This is a genomic window from Flavobacterium frigoris PS1 (assembly GCF_000252125.1).
In the GTDB taxonomy this organism is placed as follows: Bacteria; Bacteroidota; Bacteroidia; order Flavobacteriales; family Flavobacteriaceae; genus Flavobacterium; species Flavobacterium frigoris_A.
In genome coordinates this window covers 18,252-37,386 of the sequence record NZ_AHKF01000018.1, presented here as the reverse complement: position 1 = coordinate 37,386, position 19,135 = coordinate 18,252, and the positions used below count along the sequence as shown (strand labels likewise).

Genomic DNA, 19,135 nt, shown 5'->3' with positions numbered 1-19,135 from the left:
ATTTTCTATATATTCTTAAATCACTGACCATTAAAAACTAGCCATTGAATTCTTATATTATTTAACGTCCATTAATTCTACGTCAAAAATCAAAGTAGCGTTTGGTGGAATTGCTCCTCCAGCACCGCGAGATCCGTAACCTAAATCAGAAGGGATCACAAAACGAGCTTTGTCTCCTACTTTTAATAAAGCAATACCTTCATCCCATCCTTCGATTACTTGACCTTGACCTAATTTGAATTCGATTGGTTTTTTTCTTGGGTAAGAAGAATCAAAAACTTTTCCGTTTTCTAATGAACCTTCGTAGTGAACAGAAACTGTTTTTCCTGCTTGAGCTTGTTTTCCATCACCTCTTTGGATGAATTGGTAACGTAAACCGCTTTCTGTTTTTTCAAAACCAGCAGCTAATTTTTCCATAGCAGCCTCAGCATCCGCTTTTAAAGCTGCGTCACGCTTGTTACGTGCCCCTTTAAAAGTGATAAAAGCTTCAATAGCATTCCAGTTTTTAGCTTCATCCCCTACTCTTACAATTTCTAAAGTTTCCAGTTTGTCACCTTGAGCAACAGCGTCAACAATATCTTGTCCTTCTACAACATGACCAAAAACAGTATGCTTACCATCTAACCATGAAGTTGGAACGTGAGTAATATAAAATTGAGAACCGTTTGATCCTGGTCCTGAGTTAGCCATAGCTAAAATTCCAGGCTTATCATGTTTCAAACTTGGGTGAAATTCATCATCAAATTTATACCCTGGATCTCCTGTTCCAGTTCCTTGTGGACATCCACCTTGAATCATGAAATCAGGAATTACTCTGTGAAAAGATAATCCATCGTAAAATTTTGTCCCTTGTGGTTTTACTTTATTTTCCATATTTCCTTCTGCAAGTGCTACAAAATTACCTACGGTTCCTGGTGTCAATTCGTGTTCTAGTTTTACTAAAATAGCACCTTTAGAGGTGTTGAATTTAGCGTATATTCCATTTTCCATCTTTATTTTTTTTTATTGAATTGCAAATTTACAAATTAATTTTTTATCCTTTCTAACTTTCTAACGGTTTCCGTTTTGATTTATAGGTATATGCATAAACCGAGAATGCTAGTGCCGATAATAACAAACAACCCAATGTTACAGCATGCCAGCCCCCGAATTGCCATAAAAACAACCCAAAAGCAGATCCAGCTGCCGTACCTAGAAAACTAAATGACATGAATACGGTATTCATTCTATTTCTTGCTTCAGGTAGTATTGAATACACACGGGTTTGATTTGAAATATGTACCCCCTGCAAACCAATATCTATAAAAATGATTCCGAAAATAATTCCAATAATACTTGAATCTGAAAAATAAAAAATTATAAAACTCAAAGCGATTAACATACAGCCATAGCCTACCGCAATTCTAGAATTTCCTTTATCTCCTAATTTGCCAACTAGAGGCGCAGCCAAAGCACCCGAAGCTCCTACAATACCAAAAAGACCAATGGTTGCACTATTAAAACTAAACGGTTCTGCAGAAAGTAATAAAACCATCGTAGTCCAAAAAGCACCAAATTGAGCAAAACTAAATACATTAATTAAAGTAGCTTCACGCAACAACGGTTGTTCTTTTATTAAGGTAAAAAGCGAACCTATTAAATCTCCATAAGTTCCTCTAAATACTGGCTTATTATAGGGAAATTGTTTTTTTATAATAAAAAACAATACTAGACATAGTCCTGAAGCAATCCAAAACATGGCTCGCCACCCTAGAATATCCCCTACAAAACCACTTAAGGTTCTTGATAACAGAATCCCTACTAACAGCCCGCTCATAATCGTACCCACTACTTTACCTCGTTCTTCTGGAGCACTTAATGACGCTGCCAAGGGCAAAATAAGTTGAGGCACAATAGAAGTGATTCCTATTAAAAGTGAAGCAATTTCTAAGATAAGATAGCTTTGCGCTGTGGCCGCAATGACCAACGCAATTACTGAAGCAAGAGTCGTGAAAAGAATTTGACTTTTACGCTCTATTTTATCTCCTAGCGGAACCATAAAAAACAAACCGATAGCATAACCGGCCTGAGTAAGATAGGTTATCGTTCCTGCATCGGCATGGGGAATTTTAAATTCGTCTGCAATTAAAATAATTAAGGGTTGGCAATAATATAAATTAGCTACTATAAGTCCCGTAGCTGCTGCCATAAACAAGACATTCTTTTTTGATAAATTCATCGGGCAAAAATACGTTGTGATTCTAGAGTATCATTTGAAAAGTGGGGGTTTAAAGTAACCCAGAAGTATAAAACAATTAAAATACCCCCAGAAGACTTTCACTTCTAGGAGCATTTCTTCAATATTATAATCTAGTTATTTCTTTAAAGAATCAAGTGCGGCTAAGATATCTTTAGCTTCTGCTCTATTTCTATATTCAGCGTCTAAAAATGTATACACAATTGTACCATCTTGATCAATTACATAAGTAGCTGCTAGCGGCAACTCATTAGACTCATCACCGTTGAAACCATGTAAGTCAAATCCTTTTTGGTATGAGTCAGCAACAGCGTCAGTCAATTTAAAAACGATTCCATATTCCTTAGCTACTTTGTTTCCAACGTCACTCAAAACTTCAAATTTTAATTGGTGTTTTTCAGTAGTAGACATTGATTTGTCTGGTAATTCAGGTGTTAACGCCAATAAATTAGCTCCTTTTAAATGAATGTTTGCCAATTGCTCTTGCAAATAATGCAACGTCATGTTACAATAAGGACACCAGCCACCACGGTACCAAGTCAAAACTACTGGTCCTCTTTTAAGATAATCACTCAATTGCACTTCTTTACCAATAGCATTTGTTAGAGAAAAACCAGGCGCTTTATCATCATTTTTTTTCGCATTGGCAACCACCTTTTGACGTGTTACATCAGCGATTCCTTCTGCATATATTTCTTTTGTATGCTCAGGAGCTTTTGCTTCCCAAGTATGTTTCGCGTTATCTAAAGTCTCTTGTAAACCTGTATTTGTGTTCTCTGTGCTCATAATCTATTATTTAAATAGGGACAAATGTACTTTTATTCCCTTCGTTATTGTTTATCAATTTGTCATTATCTGTTGGCTATTTTTCCTGCGAAAAGCGGCAAACCCGACTTGATTATTTTTCAAGGAAATCAGCTAGTGGCTGAATGAACTTGTCAAAACTTTCAATATGAGGCATGTGTCCAATATTTGGGATTTCGACTAATTTTGAATTGGGTATTCTCTTTTGTGTTTCTTTTCCTAAAACTGCATATAAACCCATCGTTTTTCTAACTTCTTCAGTAACTAATGGTTTACCTAAAGCTGTTCTATCTCTAGTACCAATAATTAAAAGCGTAGGTGCTTTTATATTTTGGAACTCATAAACTACAGGTTGAGTAAATATCATATCATAAGTCAAAGCTGAGTTCCAAGCTGTTTTTTTGAAATCAGAATTTAAGGTCCATCCCGCCAAAAGATTTACCCACTGGTCATACTCTGGCTTCCATTTTCCGTCATAATAACTATCTAATTGGTAATTTTTAATCTTTTCGTAGCTCTGTTTTAATTCATTTTTGTACCACCAATCCACATTTTGATACGGCACCTTAATTTTCCAATCTTCTAAGCCTATTGGATTTTCAAGAATTAATTTTTCTGTAACTTCAGGATACATTAATGCAAACCGAGTCGCTATCATTCCGCCCATAGAATGTCCTAGAACTGCTGTTTTATCAATGCCTAATGTATCTAAAATTTGTTTTGTGTTCTGTGCCAGTTGTTGAAATGAATATTGAAAATGATCCGGTTTTGATGATTTGCCAAAACCTATTTGGTCAGGTACGATAACACGAAATCCCTTTTTTGTCAGGGATTCAATTGTTGTTTTCCAGTACGCTCCGTTGAAATTTTTTCCGTGAAGTAGCACAATGTTTTTTCCGTTATAATTGTCTGGTTTCACATCCATATACTCCATTTGGAGTTCTTGCTGCTGTATTTTTAACGTGATGAATTGTACGGGATATGGATATTCATAATTGCTTAAGTTGATGTCCAGCCATTTTAGTTGCTCTTGCTGTGCAAAAGAAGCTAGTGTTATAAAAAAGAGTAGGAATAAATATTTGAATTTCATTTTTAACGCTTTTTAAGATTTTATTTACGAAATGCAAATTTAGGTAGAAAGATTTCTATTGAAAAACTATTAGGAAAACTTTACAATTTGGCAACAAAATGAGATCAAGAACTAAACTCTAGCCCAGATGGAAACGGCATCCTATTGTGCCAGTCCCGAAACTTCGGGACGGCAGAATAGATATAGTGAACAGCTGGAAAATGCTTCAAATAGACATAAAAAAAAATGGCATCCATTACGAATGCCATTTGGTTTTTGATTGCGATAAAACTATTTATCTGAAAGTCCTGCGTTTCTTAAATAAGGCTCGATTTCCATGTCGTGCCCTATAAATTCCTTGAAGGCTTTGTTTAAGTCTACACTATTCCCTACCGATAAAATGTATTTTCTAAAACGCTCACTGTTTTCTCTAGTCAAGCCACCGTTAGCTTTCATCCAGTCAAAGGCATTGTAATCTAAGGTTTTTGACCAAGTATAAGCATAATAACCCGCAGAATATCCGCCACTCCAAATATGAGCAAAATAAGGCGTGTGGTATCTTGTCGGAACTTCATTTACCAAAAGCCCGTATTTTTCTAGCGCTTCTTTTTCAAAAACTAAAGCTGGCTTGAAATCTGCTTCATTCTCCACAGTATGCCATGTCATGTCTAATGTTGATGCAGCCAAAAGTTCAGTTACATCATATCCTTTATTGAAGGTTTCTGCTTTTTTAATCTTATCAATTAATTCTTGAGGAATTACCTCTTTAGTCTTATAATGAATAGCATAATTTTTTAAAACCAAAGGATCTAAAGCAGCATGCTCATTGATTTGAGAAGGAAATTCCACAAAGTCACGTGGCACTGCCGTTCCAGAAAGACTGGTATAATTTTGATTTGCAAATAAACCGTGTAATGTATGACCGAATTCATGAAACATCGTTGTTACATCATCAAAGCTAATCAAAGACGGATTTCCGTTTACTGGCTTAGCAAAGTTATAAACGTTTACGATTACTGGTTTTTGTTTTAGATAATGTGATTGCTCTACAAAATTGCTCATCCAAGCGCCACCATTTTTATTGTCTCTGGTATAAAAATCTAAATAATAGATAGCCATTGATTTTCCATCATTATCAAAAACTTCATACGCCACAACATCTGGGTGATATACTGGCAAATCTTTGCGCTCTTTAAAAGTGATTCCGTACATTTTTTTAGCGGCAAAAAACACTCCTTTTTCTAAAACAGTTGTTAGTTCAAAATAAGGTCTTACTTGACTTTCGTCCAAATCGTATTTCGCCTTACGTACTTGCTCTGAATAAAAATTCCAATCCCAAGGCTCTAATTTAAATCCCCCATTTTGACCGTCAATTAAATCTTGAATTTCTTTTGCTTCTACTTTTGCTTTAGCAACTGCAGGAGTAGCAATTTTTGCCAATAGGCTCATGGCTCTCTCTGGCGTTTGAGCCATTTGATCTTGTATTTTCCACTCAGCAAAATTCTTCTTGCCCATTAAATTGGCTTTCTGCAAACGCAATTTGGCCATTTTCTCTAATACTTCACGTGTATCTCCCTCATCATTCTTTTCGGCACGTGTCCAAGAAGATTTGAATATTTTTTCTCTAGTTGCTCTATTGGTCAAGCTTTGCAATAAGGGTTGTTGTGTCGTGTTCAGTAATCCTATTAAGTATTGTCCTTCGTGACCCGCTTCAGTAGCTTTGGCTTTCGCAGCGGCAAGATCGTTAGCACTTAAACCGTCTAAATCAGAAGCATTATCAAATAAAACAGCACCATTTTTACGTGCAATAAGTAATTTGTTACCAAAAAGAGTTCCTAAACTGGCTAAGTCCTCATTGATTTTCTTCATTTTTTCCTTATCAGCATCGGATAAATTGGCACCTGCCAATTCAAATTCTTGCAAATAATATTCAGTCAATTTCTTATCCTCACCTTTTAGAGTATTCAGATCTAAGGCTTTGAAACGCTTGTACAATTTACTGTTCAAATACATTTTATCCCGATGAGCTGAAAAAACAGGTGCATACTCTGCTTGTAAACCTTGTAAAGTGGGGTTAGTATTAGAACCTGTTAAATTATAAAAAACACCCGTTGCCCTTACTAAGTCAACTCCCGAGGTTTCTAGAGCGAGAACAGTATTCTCAAAAGTGGGTTTAGCTGGATTATCAGTTATTGCCATTATTTCTTTATCGTGAACCCCTAAACCATATTCAAAGGCGGGCTTGAAATTCTCGTCTTTTATTAAATTAAAACGCGGTGCTTGATACTGCAACGTACTTTTTTGTAATAACGGATTTGTCATTTTAACCGATTTATTTTGAGCCTGAAGCGTCTGCAAGGATGCAACCATAACAAGCACACTACTTGATAAAATTATTTTTGAAAAAATTTTCATAAGATGTTTATTATTTTTTTGATAAAAGTAAATAAAAAAAGAACTACAAAAAGTACACTGCTGTTAATTCTTTTAATCCAAAAAACATTCAGCTTAAAGCTTCTATCAATGACTAAATGAAGCCAAATAACTCCTAAAAAACTTTGTATCTTTGTGCCTTGAAAACATAGAAAAAAAAATATGCGCATTGATATCGTTACCGTTTTACCTGAATTATTAAGGAGTCCGTTTGAGGCCTCGATTATGAAACGTGCCATTGACAAAGGATTAGTGGAGATTCATTTTCATAATTTGCGGGATTATACCACGAACAAACAAAAAAGTGTAGACGATTATCAATACGGTGGCGGAGCTGGTATGGTGATGACAGTGCAACCTATTGATGCCTGTATCACACATTTAAAAAGCGAACGAACATACGACGAAATCATCTATATGTCTCCGGACGGAGAAACTTTGAACCAGAAAATGGCCAACACCATGTCGATGTATGAGAATATTATTATTCTTTGTGGTCATTATAAAGGAGTCGATCAGCGCGTTCGCGATCATTTCATTACTAAGGAAATCTCTATTGGGGATTATGTATTGTCTGGTGGTGAATTGGGAGCTTTAGTATTATCAGACGCTTTAATCCGATTGATTCCAGGAGTTTTGAGTGACGAAACATCAGCTTTGACTGATAGTTTTCAAGATGGATTATTGTCAGGACCAATATATACAAGACCTGCGGATTATAAAGGATGGAAAGTCCCTGATGTTTTAACCAGCGGAAACTTTGCCAAAATTGACAAATGGCGTGAAGACTCAGCTTATGAACACACTAAGAATCGTCGCCCTGATTTACTGGAAGAATAATAAAATTAGTTTAAAGTTTCAGGTTTAAAGTTGAAAATACTGAACGTTTGAACTTTAAACAAAATAAATTTTAAACTTTAAACATTTTTTTCTACTTTTGCGGTCACTTTAGACCAACCTCTGGCGAGATCCGTGAATGTTGATTTGATAAAAAACCATAATTAAAATTATCATGGCAGATTTAATGAAATTCGTTCAAGACGAATTAGTACCTAGAAAAGAATTCCCTGCATTCGGAGCTGGTGATACTATCACTGTATACTACGAAATTAAAGAGGGTGAAAAAACTAGAACACAGTTTTTCAAAGGAGTTGTTATCCAAAGAAGAGGTTCTGGTAACACAGAAACTTTTACAATTCGTAAAATGTCAGGTTCTGTAGGAGTTGAGCGTATCTTCCCTGTAAACTTACCAGCTTTACAAAAAGTTGAAATCAACAAAAAAGGTGCAGTTCGTAGAGCTAGAATTTTCTACTTCAGAGAACTTACTGGTAAAAAAGCAAAAATTAAAGACAAAAGAAGATAGTCAAATATCTCTTTATCATAAAAGTCTCGACATTGTCGGGACTTTTTTTTTGCTTTTTTCTAAAAAAATTCAAGATTTCTGAATTTGAAGTCATTCTGTTAACAAAACAACAAATTCATGGTTAACAAGTTAACAATCCTATAATTTAACCAATTCTACAAGGTACAGAATCAAATTACGGTCTGATTTCATTATATTTGCATGGCTTAATTTTAAGCATTACATACATTTCAGATCCTTTTTTTAGGAATACGATTATAAAACCATAAAAATGACACAAAAATCCAAGATTGTTTACACATTGACTGATGAGGCGCCTTTGTTAGCAACTTATTCTTTCTTACCTATTGTTAAAGCATTTACTGCAACTGCAGGAATTGAAATTGAAACCGAAGACATTTCACTAGCGGCAAGAATACTAGCAAATTTCCCCGAGTTTTTAAATGAAGACCAAAAAGTGAAAGATTCTTTATCTGAACTTGGACTACTCGCAAATTCTCCAGAAGCTAACATAATAAAGTTACCAAATATATCTGCATCAGTTCCTCAATTAAAAGAAGCTATTGCCGAATTACAAGCACACGGATATGCAATTCCTAATTTCCCTGAAGAAGCAAAAGACGCTGCTGAAAAGGAAATAAAAGCAAAATATGCTAAAATTCTTGGTTCTGCCGTAAACCCTGTTTTACGTGAAGGAAACTCAGACCGTAGAGCTCCAAAAGCGGTTAAAAACTTTGCAAAAGCACATCCACACTCTATGGGTGCTTGGTCTGCTGACTCAAAAACAGAAGTAGCTACGATGGAAAATAGTGACTTTTACGGAACTGAAAAATCAATTACTGTTCCAGAGCCAACGGATGTGAAAATTGAATTCGTAGCAGAAGATGGAACGACAACAGTTTTAAAAGAAAGTACTCCATTGAAAGCGGGTGAAATAATTGACTCTTCAGTAATGAACCTAAATGCTTTAAAAAGCTTTGTGGTTAAAGCAATTGCAGAAGCTAAAAAACAAAACGTACTGCTTTCTGTACATTTGAAAGCGACAATGATGAAAATATCAGATCCAATTATTTTTGGAGCTATCGTTGAAGTCTACTTTGCTGATGTATTCAAAAAATATGCTTCTTTGTTTAAAGAATTAAATGTTGACACTAGAAATGGATTGGGTGATGTTTATGCAAAAATTGCTGGTCGACCAGAACAAGCAGAAGTAGAAGCAGCCATTAATCAAGCAATTGATAATGGACCTGCTTTGGCAATGGTTAATTCTGACAAAGGAATCACCAATCTTCACGTACCATCTGATGTAATTGTTGATGCATCAATGCCTGCAATGATTCGTACTTCAGGACAGATGTACAATAAAGAAGGAAAACAACAAGACACACTCGCAATTATTCCTGACAGAGCTTATGCAGGTATCTATACTGCAACAATTGATTTCTGCAAGAAAAATGGTGCTTTTGACCCAACAACAATGGGAAGTGTTCCAAACGTAGGTTTGATGGCACAAAAAGCAGAAGAATATGGTTCTCACGACAAAACATTCCAAATCACTGGAAATGGTGTTGTACGTGTTGTTGACACTAAGGGAACTGTATTAATGGAACAAGCTGTTGAAGCAAAAGACATTTTCAGAATGTGCCAAGCTAAAGACGCTCCTATTCAGGACTGGGTTAAACTAGCTGTAAATAGAGCTCGTTTGTCTAGCACACCTGCCGTTTTCTGGTTAGATGAAAACAGAGCACACGACAGAGAATTGATTGAAAAAGTAAAAACTTATTTAAAAGATTACGATACAACTGGACTTGACATTCGTATTTTAAACCCAATAGAAGCTACTAATTTCACATTAGAAAGAATCAAACAAGGATTAGACACTATTTCTGTAACAGGGAATGTATTACGCGACTACTTAACTGATTTGTTTCCAATACTTGAAGTTGGAACCTCTGCAAAAATGTTATCTATCGTTCCATTAATGAATGGTGGTGGATTGTTTGAAACAGGCGCAGGTGGATCAGCTCCTAAACACGTAGAGCAATTTACAAAAGAAGGATACTTACGCTGGGATTCACTTGGTGAATTCTTAGCACTTGGAGCTTCTTTAGAACATTTAGGACAATCATTAAACAATGCAAAAGCAATCGTTTTATCTGAAACTTTAGACGAAGCTAATGATTCTTTCCTTAAAAACGACAAATCACCTGCTCGCAGAATTGGTCAAATTGATAACCGTGGTTCACATTTTTACCTTGCCATGTATTGGGCTGAAGCATTAGCGGCTCAAACTAAAGACAGCGAATTACAAGCTATCTTTACTCCTATAGCCAAGGAATTGGAGCAAAACGAAGCGAAAATTAATGAGGAATTAATAGGTGCGCAAGGAAAACCACAAGACATTGGTGGTTATTACCAACCAAATCCAGAATTAACTAGCAAAGCAATGCGTCCTAGCGGAACATTAAACGCTATATTAACTAAAATTGCTTAATTCAATTTTACTACTTACTATACTAATAAAGGCAACTGGAAACAGTTGCCTTTATTTATTTATACTACTTTAACCATTGTTTAGTAGCAAATTACTTATCTTTTTACCAAATTTGTAATTCAAAATTTAAGAAATGCTTTCAAAAAAATATCGCTTCCTCTTTACCCTTCTTTTAATTACTATTTCTTCTTTTTCGCAAGATAAATATACTCTAAGCGGGATAATTACCGACAGCAGAAATAACGAAACACTCATTGGAGTAAATGTATATATCCCTGAAGTAAAATCGGCTGCACTCACCAACGAGTATGGTTTTTATTCCATCACACTTCCTAAAGGAGATTACACCGTCCAAATTAGCTACATTGGCTTTCAAACCATTAGTAAAAACGTAACATTATCAGAAAACACAAAAACTAACTTTAGCTTACTTGATAGCAGTGAAGTATTAGAAGAAGTGATTATTACTGGGCAAAATTCCAGCAGCAATATCCGTTCCCCTGAAATGAGCATCAATAAACTATCGATTAGCTCCATCAAGAGAATGCCGGTAGTTCTAGGGGAAGTAGATATCATAAAATCACTTTTATTATTGCCCGGAGTTACTAATGCTGGTGAAGGAGCATCTGGATTCAACGTTCGTGGTGGCGGTGCTGACCAAAATTTAATTTTACTAGATGAGGCAACCATATTCAGTTCCTCCCATGTATTCGGTTTTTTCTCCGTTTTCAACCCTGATGCTATAAAAGATTTAAAGTTATACAAAGGAGGAATTCCAGCACGTTTTGGAGGAAGAGCCTCTTCTGTTTTGGATATTTACCAAAAAGACGGCAGCAGCAAAGGTTTTCACGTAAATGGTGGAATCGGACTAATCTCCAGTAGAATTTTGGTCGAAGGGCCAATAGTAAAAAATAAAGGCTCATTCCTTATTGGTGGAAGAAGCTCCTACGCCCATTTATTTTTAAAGCTTTCCAAAGATCAAAAAGACAACTCCGCTTATTTTTATGATTTAAATACAAAGCTGAGTTACAAACTGAACCCTAGTAACAACCTATATTTATCAGGATATTTTGGAAGAGATGTTTTTAGTCTTAATAAGAGCTTCACTAATATTTACGGAAACTCAACTTTAAACTTACGCTGGAACCACCTGTTTTCAGACAAATTGTTTTCTAATTTATCTCTGATTTACAGTGACTATTATTATGGTCTAGATCTTGATTTTGTTGGTTTCAAATGGGATTCTGGCATTAAAAATTACAACATCAAATACGACTTCAAGAATTACATCTCTGATACCTTCAAATTAAATTATGGTGTCAACGCCATCTATTATGACTTTAACCCCGGAACAATCCGACCTTCTGATGCCGATTCTGGAATTAATTTTGATCAAATAGATAAAAAATATGCATTTGAACCTGCTTTATACTTGAGCGCTGAGCAAGATATTTCAAAAAAAATCTCTTTATCCTATGGTTTGCGTTACAGCCTATTTTATCGATTAGGACAATCTACGGTAAATAAATATGCCAACAATAACCCTATCACCTTCAATACTGATTTACAGATATACGAAAAAGCTACTCCAATAAGCACTCAATTCTATGACAAAAACAAAACGATTAAAAGCTACAACAATCTGGAGCCTCGTTTTTCTATTGCCTATAAAATCAATGACGATCAATCCGTAAAAGCGAGCTATAACAGAATGGTGCAGTATCTACAGTTAATCTCAAACACCTCATCGCCTACCCCGCTAGATGTTTGGACGCCAAGCGACACCTACATCAAACCACAAATTGCCGACCAAGTTGCTTTAGGGTATTTCAAAAACTTCAATAATCAAATGTATTCTATAGAAGTAGAGACATATTACAAAGAAGTACAAAACAGGTTAGATTACATCGATGGCGCTGATTTAATTGCCAATAAAGCAATAGAACAAATAGTTCTAAACGGCCAATTAAGATCCTATGGATTAGAACTAATGTTTAGAAAAAATGAAGGTAAATTAAATGGGTGGATATCCTATACCCTTTCGAAATCCGAGCAACAAACTCCGGGTAGAACGGCCCTGGAATCAGGAATCAACAATGGTCGATGGTACAATTCTGTTTATGACAAATTACATAATATTGCCATTACCAGTTCTTATAATTTAAACGAAAAATGGTCTTTTGGAGCCAATTTCTCATTGCAGACTGGGCAACCAGTAACCTATCCAAAAGGGCAATATGAATACCTGGGAGTTACCGTTCCAAGTTACGGATTGAGAAATGAGAATCGCTTACCCACCTATCACCATCTTGACATTGCTGCAACATTGACCCCACGTAAAAACAGAGATAGAAACTGGAAAGGCGAATGGGTTTTTAGCATTTACAATTTGTATAACCGCAAAAACGCAGCATCTATAAATTTCAGAGAAAATACGGATACCGGTAATAACGAAGCGGTAAAAATATCTATTTTCGGTATCGTTCCGGCGGTCAGTTATAACTTCAAATTCTAAGCAGATGAAAAAAATAAATATACTTTTAATACTAATAGTCGTTTTTGTTGTGAACGGTTGTGAGGACGTAGTTAATATAGATCTACAAACTGACTCACCAAAACTGGTTATAGAAGCATCTATAAATTGGTATAAAGGAACAACGGGAAAGGAACAAAAAATAAAATTAACTACTACCACAAATTACTATAGCGATATAATACCAAAAGTTTCAGGAGCGATAGTTTCTATCAAAAACAGTTCAAATACCACGTTCCTTTTTACAGAAATTGCAAATACTGGCGTATACACTTGCTCTAATTTTATTGCTGTCATTAACGAATCCTACACTTTGACAATTATTAATGCAGGCGACACCTATACTGCAGTTGAGACTTTAAAATCAGTAGCTCCAATTAGTGAAATTATTCAGAATAACGAGGGCGGTTTTACAGGAAAAGACATCGAAATTAAAACCTATTTTACAGATCCTGTAAATGAAACCAATTACTATTTATACAATTATCATTATTCGAACCAAGTGAAACAAAATTATTATGCAGATGAGGACACTTTTTTTCAAGGAAATAAATTTTTCAGCATTTCACAAAGTGACGATTTAAAAACCAGCGATGAAATTACTGTCACTCATTATGGCATTTCTAAATCTTATTACAATTATATGAATGTGCTGATAAGCATTGCAGGAAGTTCTGGTGGCGGGCCATTTCAATCACCACCCGCAACCGTTAGAGGAAACATAATTAACACTACAAATCCTGACAACTATCCTCTGGGATATTTCTCGATAAGCGAAGCCGATAGTGCAAAATATATAATTAAATAAATTCAGTTGTTCTTAATTATAGGTTTTTATTGAAGTTACGAAACCAAAATTTGTATTGAAAACTATTTTCTATCTTTGCAAAAAATATAATTGAATTAACACTATATCCTAACCCCACTTCTCAACATGTCCTCACACCATATTGTTCGCGATGACCAAGAACCCGCATTAATAATTGCAAATGGCGCCTCCTGTAATCCTGAACTGTTAGGGCAACTGCTGGAATGGTCCCCTTTAGTGATAGTCTTGGACTCCGCTATGGAAAGGGTTATGCAACTAGATATAAAAGTAGATGTCCTCTTAGGTGATTTTGACCGTAATTTTGATGCCAATTACTACAAAGAAAAACAATATCCAATTGAAATAGTTCACACTCCAGACCAAAGCAAAACTGATTTGGAAAAGGCGTTTGATTATTTACACCAAAGAAACATTCCAGCTGTAAATGTGGTTTGGGCTACCGGAAAACGTACGGACCACACGATTACAAATCTAACTAACATTGTAAGATATAGGGAAAAATTAAAAATTGTTATACTAGATGATCATTCAAAGGTATTTTTATTACCTAAAAAATTTGAAAAATGGTATACCGCCAACACACCTATTTCATTAATCCCTATAGGTCATGTAACTGGAATTCAGTCCGAAAACTTATTTTATCCTTTGAAAAATGACACTTTAACTATTGGATACCGTACCGGAAGTAGCAATCATGTAATCAATGACGGAATCGTAATAATAGAACACGATCAGGGAGACTTACTGATGATGGAATGTATTGATTAGTCTTTAATAACCTAAAAAACAACAAAAAATTATCAGAGCGGTTAATTTTTACATAACTTGCTACAGATTCTTACATAGAAGAAATCACAATTTTTGCCCTGAAACACACAAAATGACTCCTAAAACGAATACAGAAAAAACTAATTTACACCCAAGAAATCAACATAGATTCCGATACGATTTTACGCTTTTAATTAAAAACTGCCCTAAACTAAAACCTTTTGTTTCGATTAACGAACACAATATCGAAACAGTAGATTTTAGCAACCCTGAAGCAGTGAAGACTTTAAACAATGCTTTACTGATCACCTATTACGATATTAAGAATTGGGATATTCCTGCAAACTACCTATGTCCTCCCATTCCCGGGCGAGCGGACTACATTCATTACATTGCTGACCTATTGGCAACAACTAATAATGGGGTAATTCCTATAGGAGAAACGGTACAAGGATTAGATATTGGTGTAGGAGCAAATTGCATTTATCCAATAATAGGGAACGCCTCCTATGGATGGGGTTTTGTAGGAACGGATATCGATGAAAAAGCAATTGAAAATTGTGGGAAAATAATTGAAGCCAATCCTAAATTGATTGATAGCATCAGTTTGCAGCAACAAACCGAATCGCGTTTTATTTTTAAAAATATAATTACACCCGAAGATAAATTTGCCTTCACCATTTGCAACCCTCCTTTTCATTCCTCACAAGAAGAAGCTACAAAAAGTACAGTGCGAAAAATAAATAATTTAGAAAACACAAAGACTACAAAGCTTGTACTGAATTTTGGTGGCCAAAATGCCGAACTATGGTGCGAAGGCGGAGAACTCGGTTTTATTACACAAATGATTTATGAAAGTGCTAAATACCCGATGCAGTGTTTATGGTTTACAACTCTAGTTTCTAAACAATCGCATCTTTCAAGCATCTACAAAACATTAAATAAAGTAAATGTTGTTGAAATAAAAACAATTAATATGGCTCAAGGCCAAAAAATCAGCCGCATAATTGCATGGACATTCTTGAGTGAATCTCAACAAAAAGAATGGAAATTTGAATAGATTGAACTAAAGTTAGCTTTCTTTCAGATATGCCTTCTATGAACTTCAGAATTAGTCTAATTTGAAAATAAATAGTATCAAAAATTGATGCTATGTATTTTCAAATTAGACTTTTTTTTTGCTCAGAAAACAGCCGCGTTAACCTTTGATTAATTATTATAAGAAAAAAGATACTTGTTACTCGTAATTTACGAGCGCTAGCCTAAAATTAAAAAAAGCCTAAAATTATCCAATCAACAGAAAAAAAGCCACAACACTGATGATTACATAAATTACTGACCAAATAAAACATCCTATTGATAATTTGTTATTTTTTAACATATAAATAACATATCGTTTATTAATTTGTAAATTAGCCAAAACAAACTAAACAAACCAAATAATGAAAAAGCTTATTTTTATTCTAACCTTAATTTTCTCTGCAGGATTAACTGCACAGCAAATTAAAGTTTCTGGTGTCGTTACTGATGCGACAAAAGGAACCCTACCCGCAGCTTCTGTTCTTGTAAAAGACACTAGCAACGGTTCCACTACTGATGCTGATGGTAAATATTCGATCATGGCAAAAATTGGAGACATCTTACAATTCTCCTATGTTGGTCTAGAAACCAAAAACGTTAAAGTTACAGGAAGTACTGTTAATGTTTCTTTAGCAGAAAGTGGGGTAACACTTCAAGATGTTGTCATTCTTGGATCTCGTAGCGCTGCAAGAACAGTAACTGAATCAGCTGTGCCTATTGATGTAATTAGCATGAAAGACATTGCTTCACAAGGGCCACAAGCTAACTTAAACCAAATATTAAACATGGTAGCGCCGTCGTTTACATCAAATACTACAACTGTAGCTGATGGAACGGATCATATTGATCCTGCTCAATTAAGAGGTTTAGGTCCTGACCAAGTTTTGGTATTGGTAAACGGAAAAAGAAGACACACTTCTTCTTTAGTAAACATTAATGGTTCTCCAGGAAGAGGATCTGTAGGAACAGATTTAAATGCTATTCCCGCTTTTGCAATTGACAAAATCGAAGTTTTAAGAGATGGTGCTTCTGCACAGTACGGTTCAGACGCTATTGCAGGTGTAATTAACGTAAATGTTAAAAAAGCGACCAATAAATTAGACATTAATATCCTAGGAGGAAGTAATTTTTCTAAAGGGGCTAACGACCACAGAGGTGGTAATGACGGAAACAATTTACAAATCGATTTAAATTACGGTACAAGCCTAGGAAAAGAAAAAAGTTTCATCAATGCTACTGGAAGTTTTCAATTAAGAGGACAAACTAGTAGAGCAAATGATGTAACTGGTGGATTATTCAGCGGATTTAATGCAATTGAACAAAGAGCGACAGAAGCAGGAACAAATATCAATTCACTATGGGGAAATATTACTAATACTCCAAATACTGCTCAAATACTTGGTGCGATTAAAACATACGCTCCGACTGTCAACTATTTTTCTGCTGCACAACAAGCTTCAATTCTTGGAGCAAATACAATCGGTGCTATGCAAACTGCATTAAACTTTGATGCAACAGCAGGAGAATTAGCTTACAGAAAATTACAAAGAAGAGATTTTAACATGAAAGTGGGACAATCTTCACTACAAAGTGCACAATTCTTCTTAAATGCGGCTTACCCTATCAATGAAAATCTTGAAGTATACGCTTTTGGAGGAACAAGTCATAGAACTGGTGAAGCGGCAGGTTTTTATAGAAAACCGAATCAATCAAGAACTTATACTTTTTTATATCCTAATGGTTTCTTACCTGAAATTCATTCTACTATCAATGACATTTCAGCAGCTGCAGGTCTTAGAGGTAAAATTTTTAAAGAATGGAACTTTGATCTAAGTAACACATATGGTAGAAACGGATTCGATTACAATATTGAAAACACTTTGAATTCTTCACTGAGAGAAAACTCTCCAACTGAATTTGATGCTGGTGGATTAGCCTTCTCTCAAAACACAACTAACTTTGATGTCTCTAGAAAAATTGACAAATTGAACGTAGCTTTTGGAGCAGAATACAGACATGAAAATTTCCAAATTACAGCTGGTGAACCAGACTCATACAATCAATACGATATAAACGGAGCAGTTGTTAACGCAACCACTGCTGCCAACTTAAAAGCTACAGATTTTTATGGCTCAGTTAGAGCAGGTGGAGCTCAAGTTTTCCCAGGGTTCAAACCGGCAAACACCGTAGACAAAGGAAGAAATAGTGCTGCTGTATATGCAGATTTAGAATACGATGTAACTGAAAGATGGTTGCTAAACGGAGCATTGCGTTATGAAAACTATTCTGATTTTGGTGGTACAACTAATTACAAAATAGCTACTCGTTATAAAGTAACAGATAATATTAACTTACGTGGTGCAGTATCTACAGGATTTAGAGCACCTTCATTACACCAAATTTACTTTAACTCAACTGCTACACAATTTGTAGGAGGTGTACCATTTGAAGTAGGAACATTTAGTAACGATTCGCCTGCTGCAAAACTATTAGGAATTCCTCAATTGAAACAAGAGGAGTCAAAAAGTGCTAGTGTTGGTTTCACGGCTAAAGTACCTGAAGCAAAACTTACTATAACAGCTGATGCTTATTTTGTAAAAATTGCAGACAGAGTGGTTCTTACTGATCAATTTTCTAGACCAGGAGGAACTCCTGTTGCAGGAAGTTCAGCAGCACAGTTAAACACTTTATTTGATAATGCCAATGCTACTGCAGCAACATTCTTTGCTAATGCTATTGATACTGAATCAAAAGGAATTGACATCGTTATCAGCCATAAAGCAAATGTTGGAAATGGATTAACTTTAAAAACAGATTTATCTGGAACTATATCAAACACTAAAAAAGTAGGTGATATTCACGGTTCTCAAATATTAATTGATAATGGTCAAATTAACAGATACTTCTCTGAATCTAGTAGAGTATATCTTCAAGAAGCGGTACCAAGAGTAAAAGCAAATTTAACGAACTCGATTACAGTTAATAAATTCGATTTCTTTTTAAGAAACGTATACTTTGGTGAAGTAACTGATCCAAACATCGCTGATGCAAATGGAGATGGAACGATCAATGCTATTATTGTCAACAATAAAGTAGTTGAAAACGAGCACCCTGTATGGGCTGCAAGAATCATTACAGATTTTTCTGTAGGGTATAAAGTTTCTAATTCGACAAAAGTTGTAATTGGAGCGAACAACATTTTTGATATTTACCCAACAGCAAATCTAGGACCACAAACAATTGCTCAAAGAGCTTCTGGAGTTGACACTAACGGAAATGTAATTTATTCCCCTACTACATCTTCAAATAATTCAATTGATTTATCAAATGCAAATCAATTTGTATATTCAAGAAACACATCGCAATTTGGACAAAACGGAAGATTCGTTTTTGCTAGATTAAGTTTCAGTTTCTAATAAAAACTATTTTATTTTTCAAAACCACCATGTTCGCATGGTGGTTTTTTATTTTAGAATCATCTCCCGCTCAGAATAGTTATAATCTTCGTAACTTTGTAATTCTAAAA

At 35.1% G+C, this 19,135-nt stretch carries 13 protein-coding genes; 8 read left to right on the top strand and 5 right to left on the bottom strand.

Annotation, left to right across the window (positions count from 1 at the left end; all coding sequences use genetic code 11):
• Positions 1-57: 57 nt before the first annotated feature.
• From HJ01_RS08880 to HJ01_RS08860, 5 genes are all read right to left on the bottom strand, one after another.
• The gene (locus HJ01_RS08880; protein WP_007138038.1) at positions 58-990 is read right to left on the bottom strand and encodes a peptidylprolyl isomerase; all 933 of its coding nucleotides are present in this window, start codon (positions 988-990) and stop codon (positions 58-60) included.
• A 52-nt stretch (positions 991-1,042) separates the two neighbouring features.
• On the bottom strand, positions 1,043-2,218 hold the full coding sequence (locus HJ01_RS08875; RefSeq protein WP_007138037.1) for an MFS transporter: 1,176 nt from the start codon (positions 2,216-2,218) through the stop codon (positions 1,043-1,045).
• 135 nt (positions 2,219-2,353) lie between these two features.
• Positions 2,354-3,022: a peroxiredoxin-like family protein gene (locus tag HJ01_RS08870; RefSeq protein ID WP_007138036.1), complete on the bottom strand. Its 669-nt coding sequence runs from the start codon at positions 3,020-3,022 to the stop codon at positions 2,354-2,356.
• Positions 3,023-3,134: 112 nt separating this feature from the next.
• A complete protein-coding gene (locus HJ01_RS08865; protein WP_007138035.1) occupies positions 3,135-4,130 on the bottom strand; it encodes an alpha/beta fold hydrolase in 996 nt (331 codons plus the stop codon).
• Between the two features lie 270 nt (positions 4,131-4,400).
• Complete coding sequence (locus tag HJ01_RS08860) at positions 4,401-6,524, bottom strand: M3 family metallopeptidase (protein WP_007138033.1); 2,124 nt, start codon at positions 6,522-6,524, stop codon at positions 4,401-4,403.
• Between the two features lie 180 nt (positions 6,525-6,704).
• On the opposite strand from HJ01_RS08860, the gene trmD reads away from it, so the two are divergent.
• The 8 genes from trmD (at position 6,705) to HJ01_RS08820 (ending at position 19,025) form a co-directional block, all read left to right on the top strand.
• A complete protein-coding gene (gene trmD, locus HJ01_RS08855; protein ID WP_007138032.1) occupies positions 6,705-7,382 on the top strand; it encodes a tRNA (guanosine(37)-N1)-methyltransferase TrmD in 678 nt (225 codons plus the stop codon).
• Between the two features lie 172 nt (positions 7,383-7,554).
• A complete protein-coding gene (rplS, locus tag HJ01_RS08850) occupies positions 7,555-7,905 on the top strand; it encodes a 50S ribosomal protein L19 (RefSeq protein ID WP_007138031.1) in 351 nt (116 codons plus the stop codon).
• Between the two features lie 271 nt (positions 7,906-8,176).
• Entirely contained in the window at positions 8,177-10,399 is a 2,223-nt protein-coding gene (locus HJ01_RS08845) for an NADP-dependent isocitrate dehydrogenase (RefSeq protein ID WP_007138030.1), read from the top strand.
• Positions 10,400-10,532: 133 nt separating this feature from the next.
• A complete protein-coding gene (locus tag HJ01_RS08840; RefSeq protein ID WP_007138029.1) occupies positions 10,533-12,914 on the top strand; it encodes a TonB-dependent receptor in 2,382 nt (793 codons plus the stop codon).
• 4 nt (positions 12,915-12,918) lie between these two features.
• Positions 12,919-13,740: a DUF4249 domain-containing protein gene (locus HJ01_RS08835; protein ID WP_007138028.1), complete on the top strand. Its 822-nt coding sequence runs from the start codon at positions 12,919-12,921 to the stop codon at positions 13,738-13,740.
• A 126-nt stretch (positions 13,741-13,866) separates the two neighbouring features.
• Positions 13,867-14,529 carry a thiamine diphosphokinase gene (locus tag HJ01_RS08830; protein ID WP_007138027.1) on the top strand — a complete coding sequence of 221 codons (663 nt, stop codon included), beginning with the start codon at positions 13,867-13,869 and terminating at the stop codon, positions 14,527-14,529.
• Positions 14,530-14,641: 112 nt separating this feature from the next.
• Positions 14,642-15,589: a 23S rRNA (adenine(1618)-N(6))-methyltransferase RlmF gene (gene rlmF, locus HJ01_RS08825; protein WP_007138026.1), complete on the top strand. Its 948-nt coding sequence runs from the start codon at positions 14,642-14,644 to the stop codon at positions 15,587-15,589.
• A gap of 382 nt (positions 15,590-15,971) precedes the next feature.
• Positions 15,972-19,025, top strand: coding sequence for a TonB-dependent receptor (locus HJ01_RS08820; RefSeq protein ID WP_007138025.1), 3,054 nt, complete (start codon positions 15,972-15,974; stop codon positions 19,023-19,025).
• Positions 19,026-19,135 lie beyond the last annotated feature (110 nt).

Coding starts and splice junctions, on each gene's coding strand:
- HJ01_RS08845 (WP_007138030.1), top strand. CDS start 8,177: ATGACACAAAAATCCAAGATTGTTTACACATTGACTGATGAGGCGCCT.
- HJ01_RS08860 (WP_007138033.1), bottom strand. CDS start 6,524: ATGAAAATTTTTTCAAAAATAATTTTATCAAGTAGTGTGCTTGTTATG.
- rplS (WP_007138031.1), top strand. CDS start 7,555: ATGGCAGATTTAATGAAATTCGTTCAAGACGAATTAGTACCTAGAAAA.
- HJ01_RS08880 (WP_007138038.1), bottom strand. CDS start 990: ATGGAAAATGGAATATACGCTAAATTCAACACCTCTAAAGGTGCTATT.
- HJ01_RS08835 (WP_007138028.1), top strand. CDS start 12,919: ATGAAAAAAATAAATATACTTTTAATACTAATAGTCGTTTTTGTTGTG.
- rlmF (WP_007138026.1), top strand. CDS start 14,642: ATGACTCCTAAAACGAATACAGAAAAAACTAATTTACACCCAAGAAAT.
- HJ01_RS08830 (WP_007138027.1), top strand. CDS start 13,867: ATGTCCTCACACCATATTGTTCGCGATGACCAAGAACCCGCATTAATA.
- HJ01_RS08820 (WP_007138025.1), top strand. CDS start 15,972: ATGAAAAAGCTTATTTTTATTCTAACCTTAATTTTCTCTGCAGGATTA.
- HJ01_RS08865 (WP_007138035.1), bottom strand. CDS start 4,130: ATGAAATTCAAATATTTATTCCTACTCTTTTTTATAACACTAGCTTCT.
- HJ01_RS08840 (WP_007138029.1), top strand. CDS start 10,533: ATGCTTTCAAAAAAATATCGCTTCCTCTTTACCCTTCTTTTAATTACT.
- HJ01_RS08870 (WP_007138036.1), bottom strand. CDS start 3,022: ATGAGCACAGAGAACACAAATACAGGTTTACAAGAGACTTTAGATAAC.
- HJ01_RS08875 (WP_007138037.1), bottom strand. CDS start 2,218: ATGAATTTATCAAAAAAGAATGTCTTGTTTATGGCAGCAGCTACGGGA.
- trmD (WP_007138032.1), top strand. CDS start 6,705: ATGCGCATTGATATCGTTACCGTTTTACCTGAATTATTAAGGAGTCCG.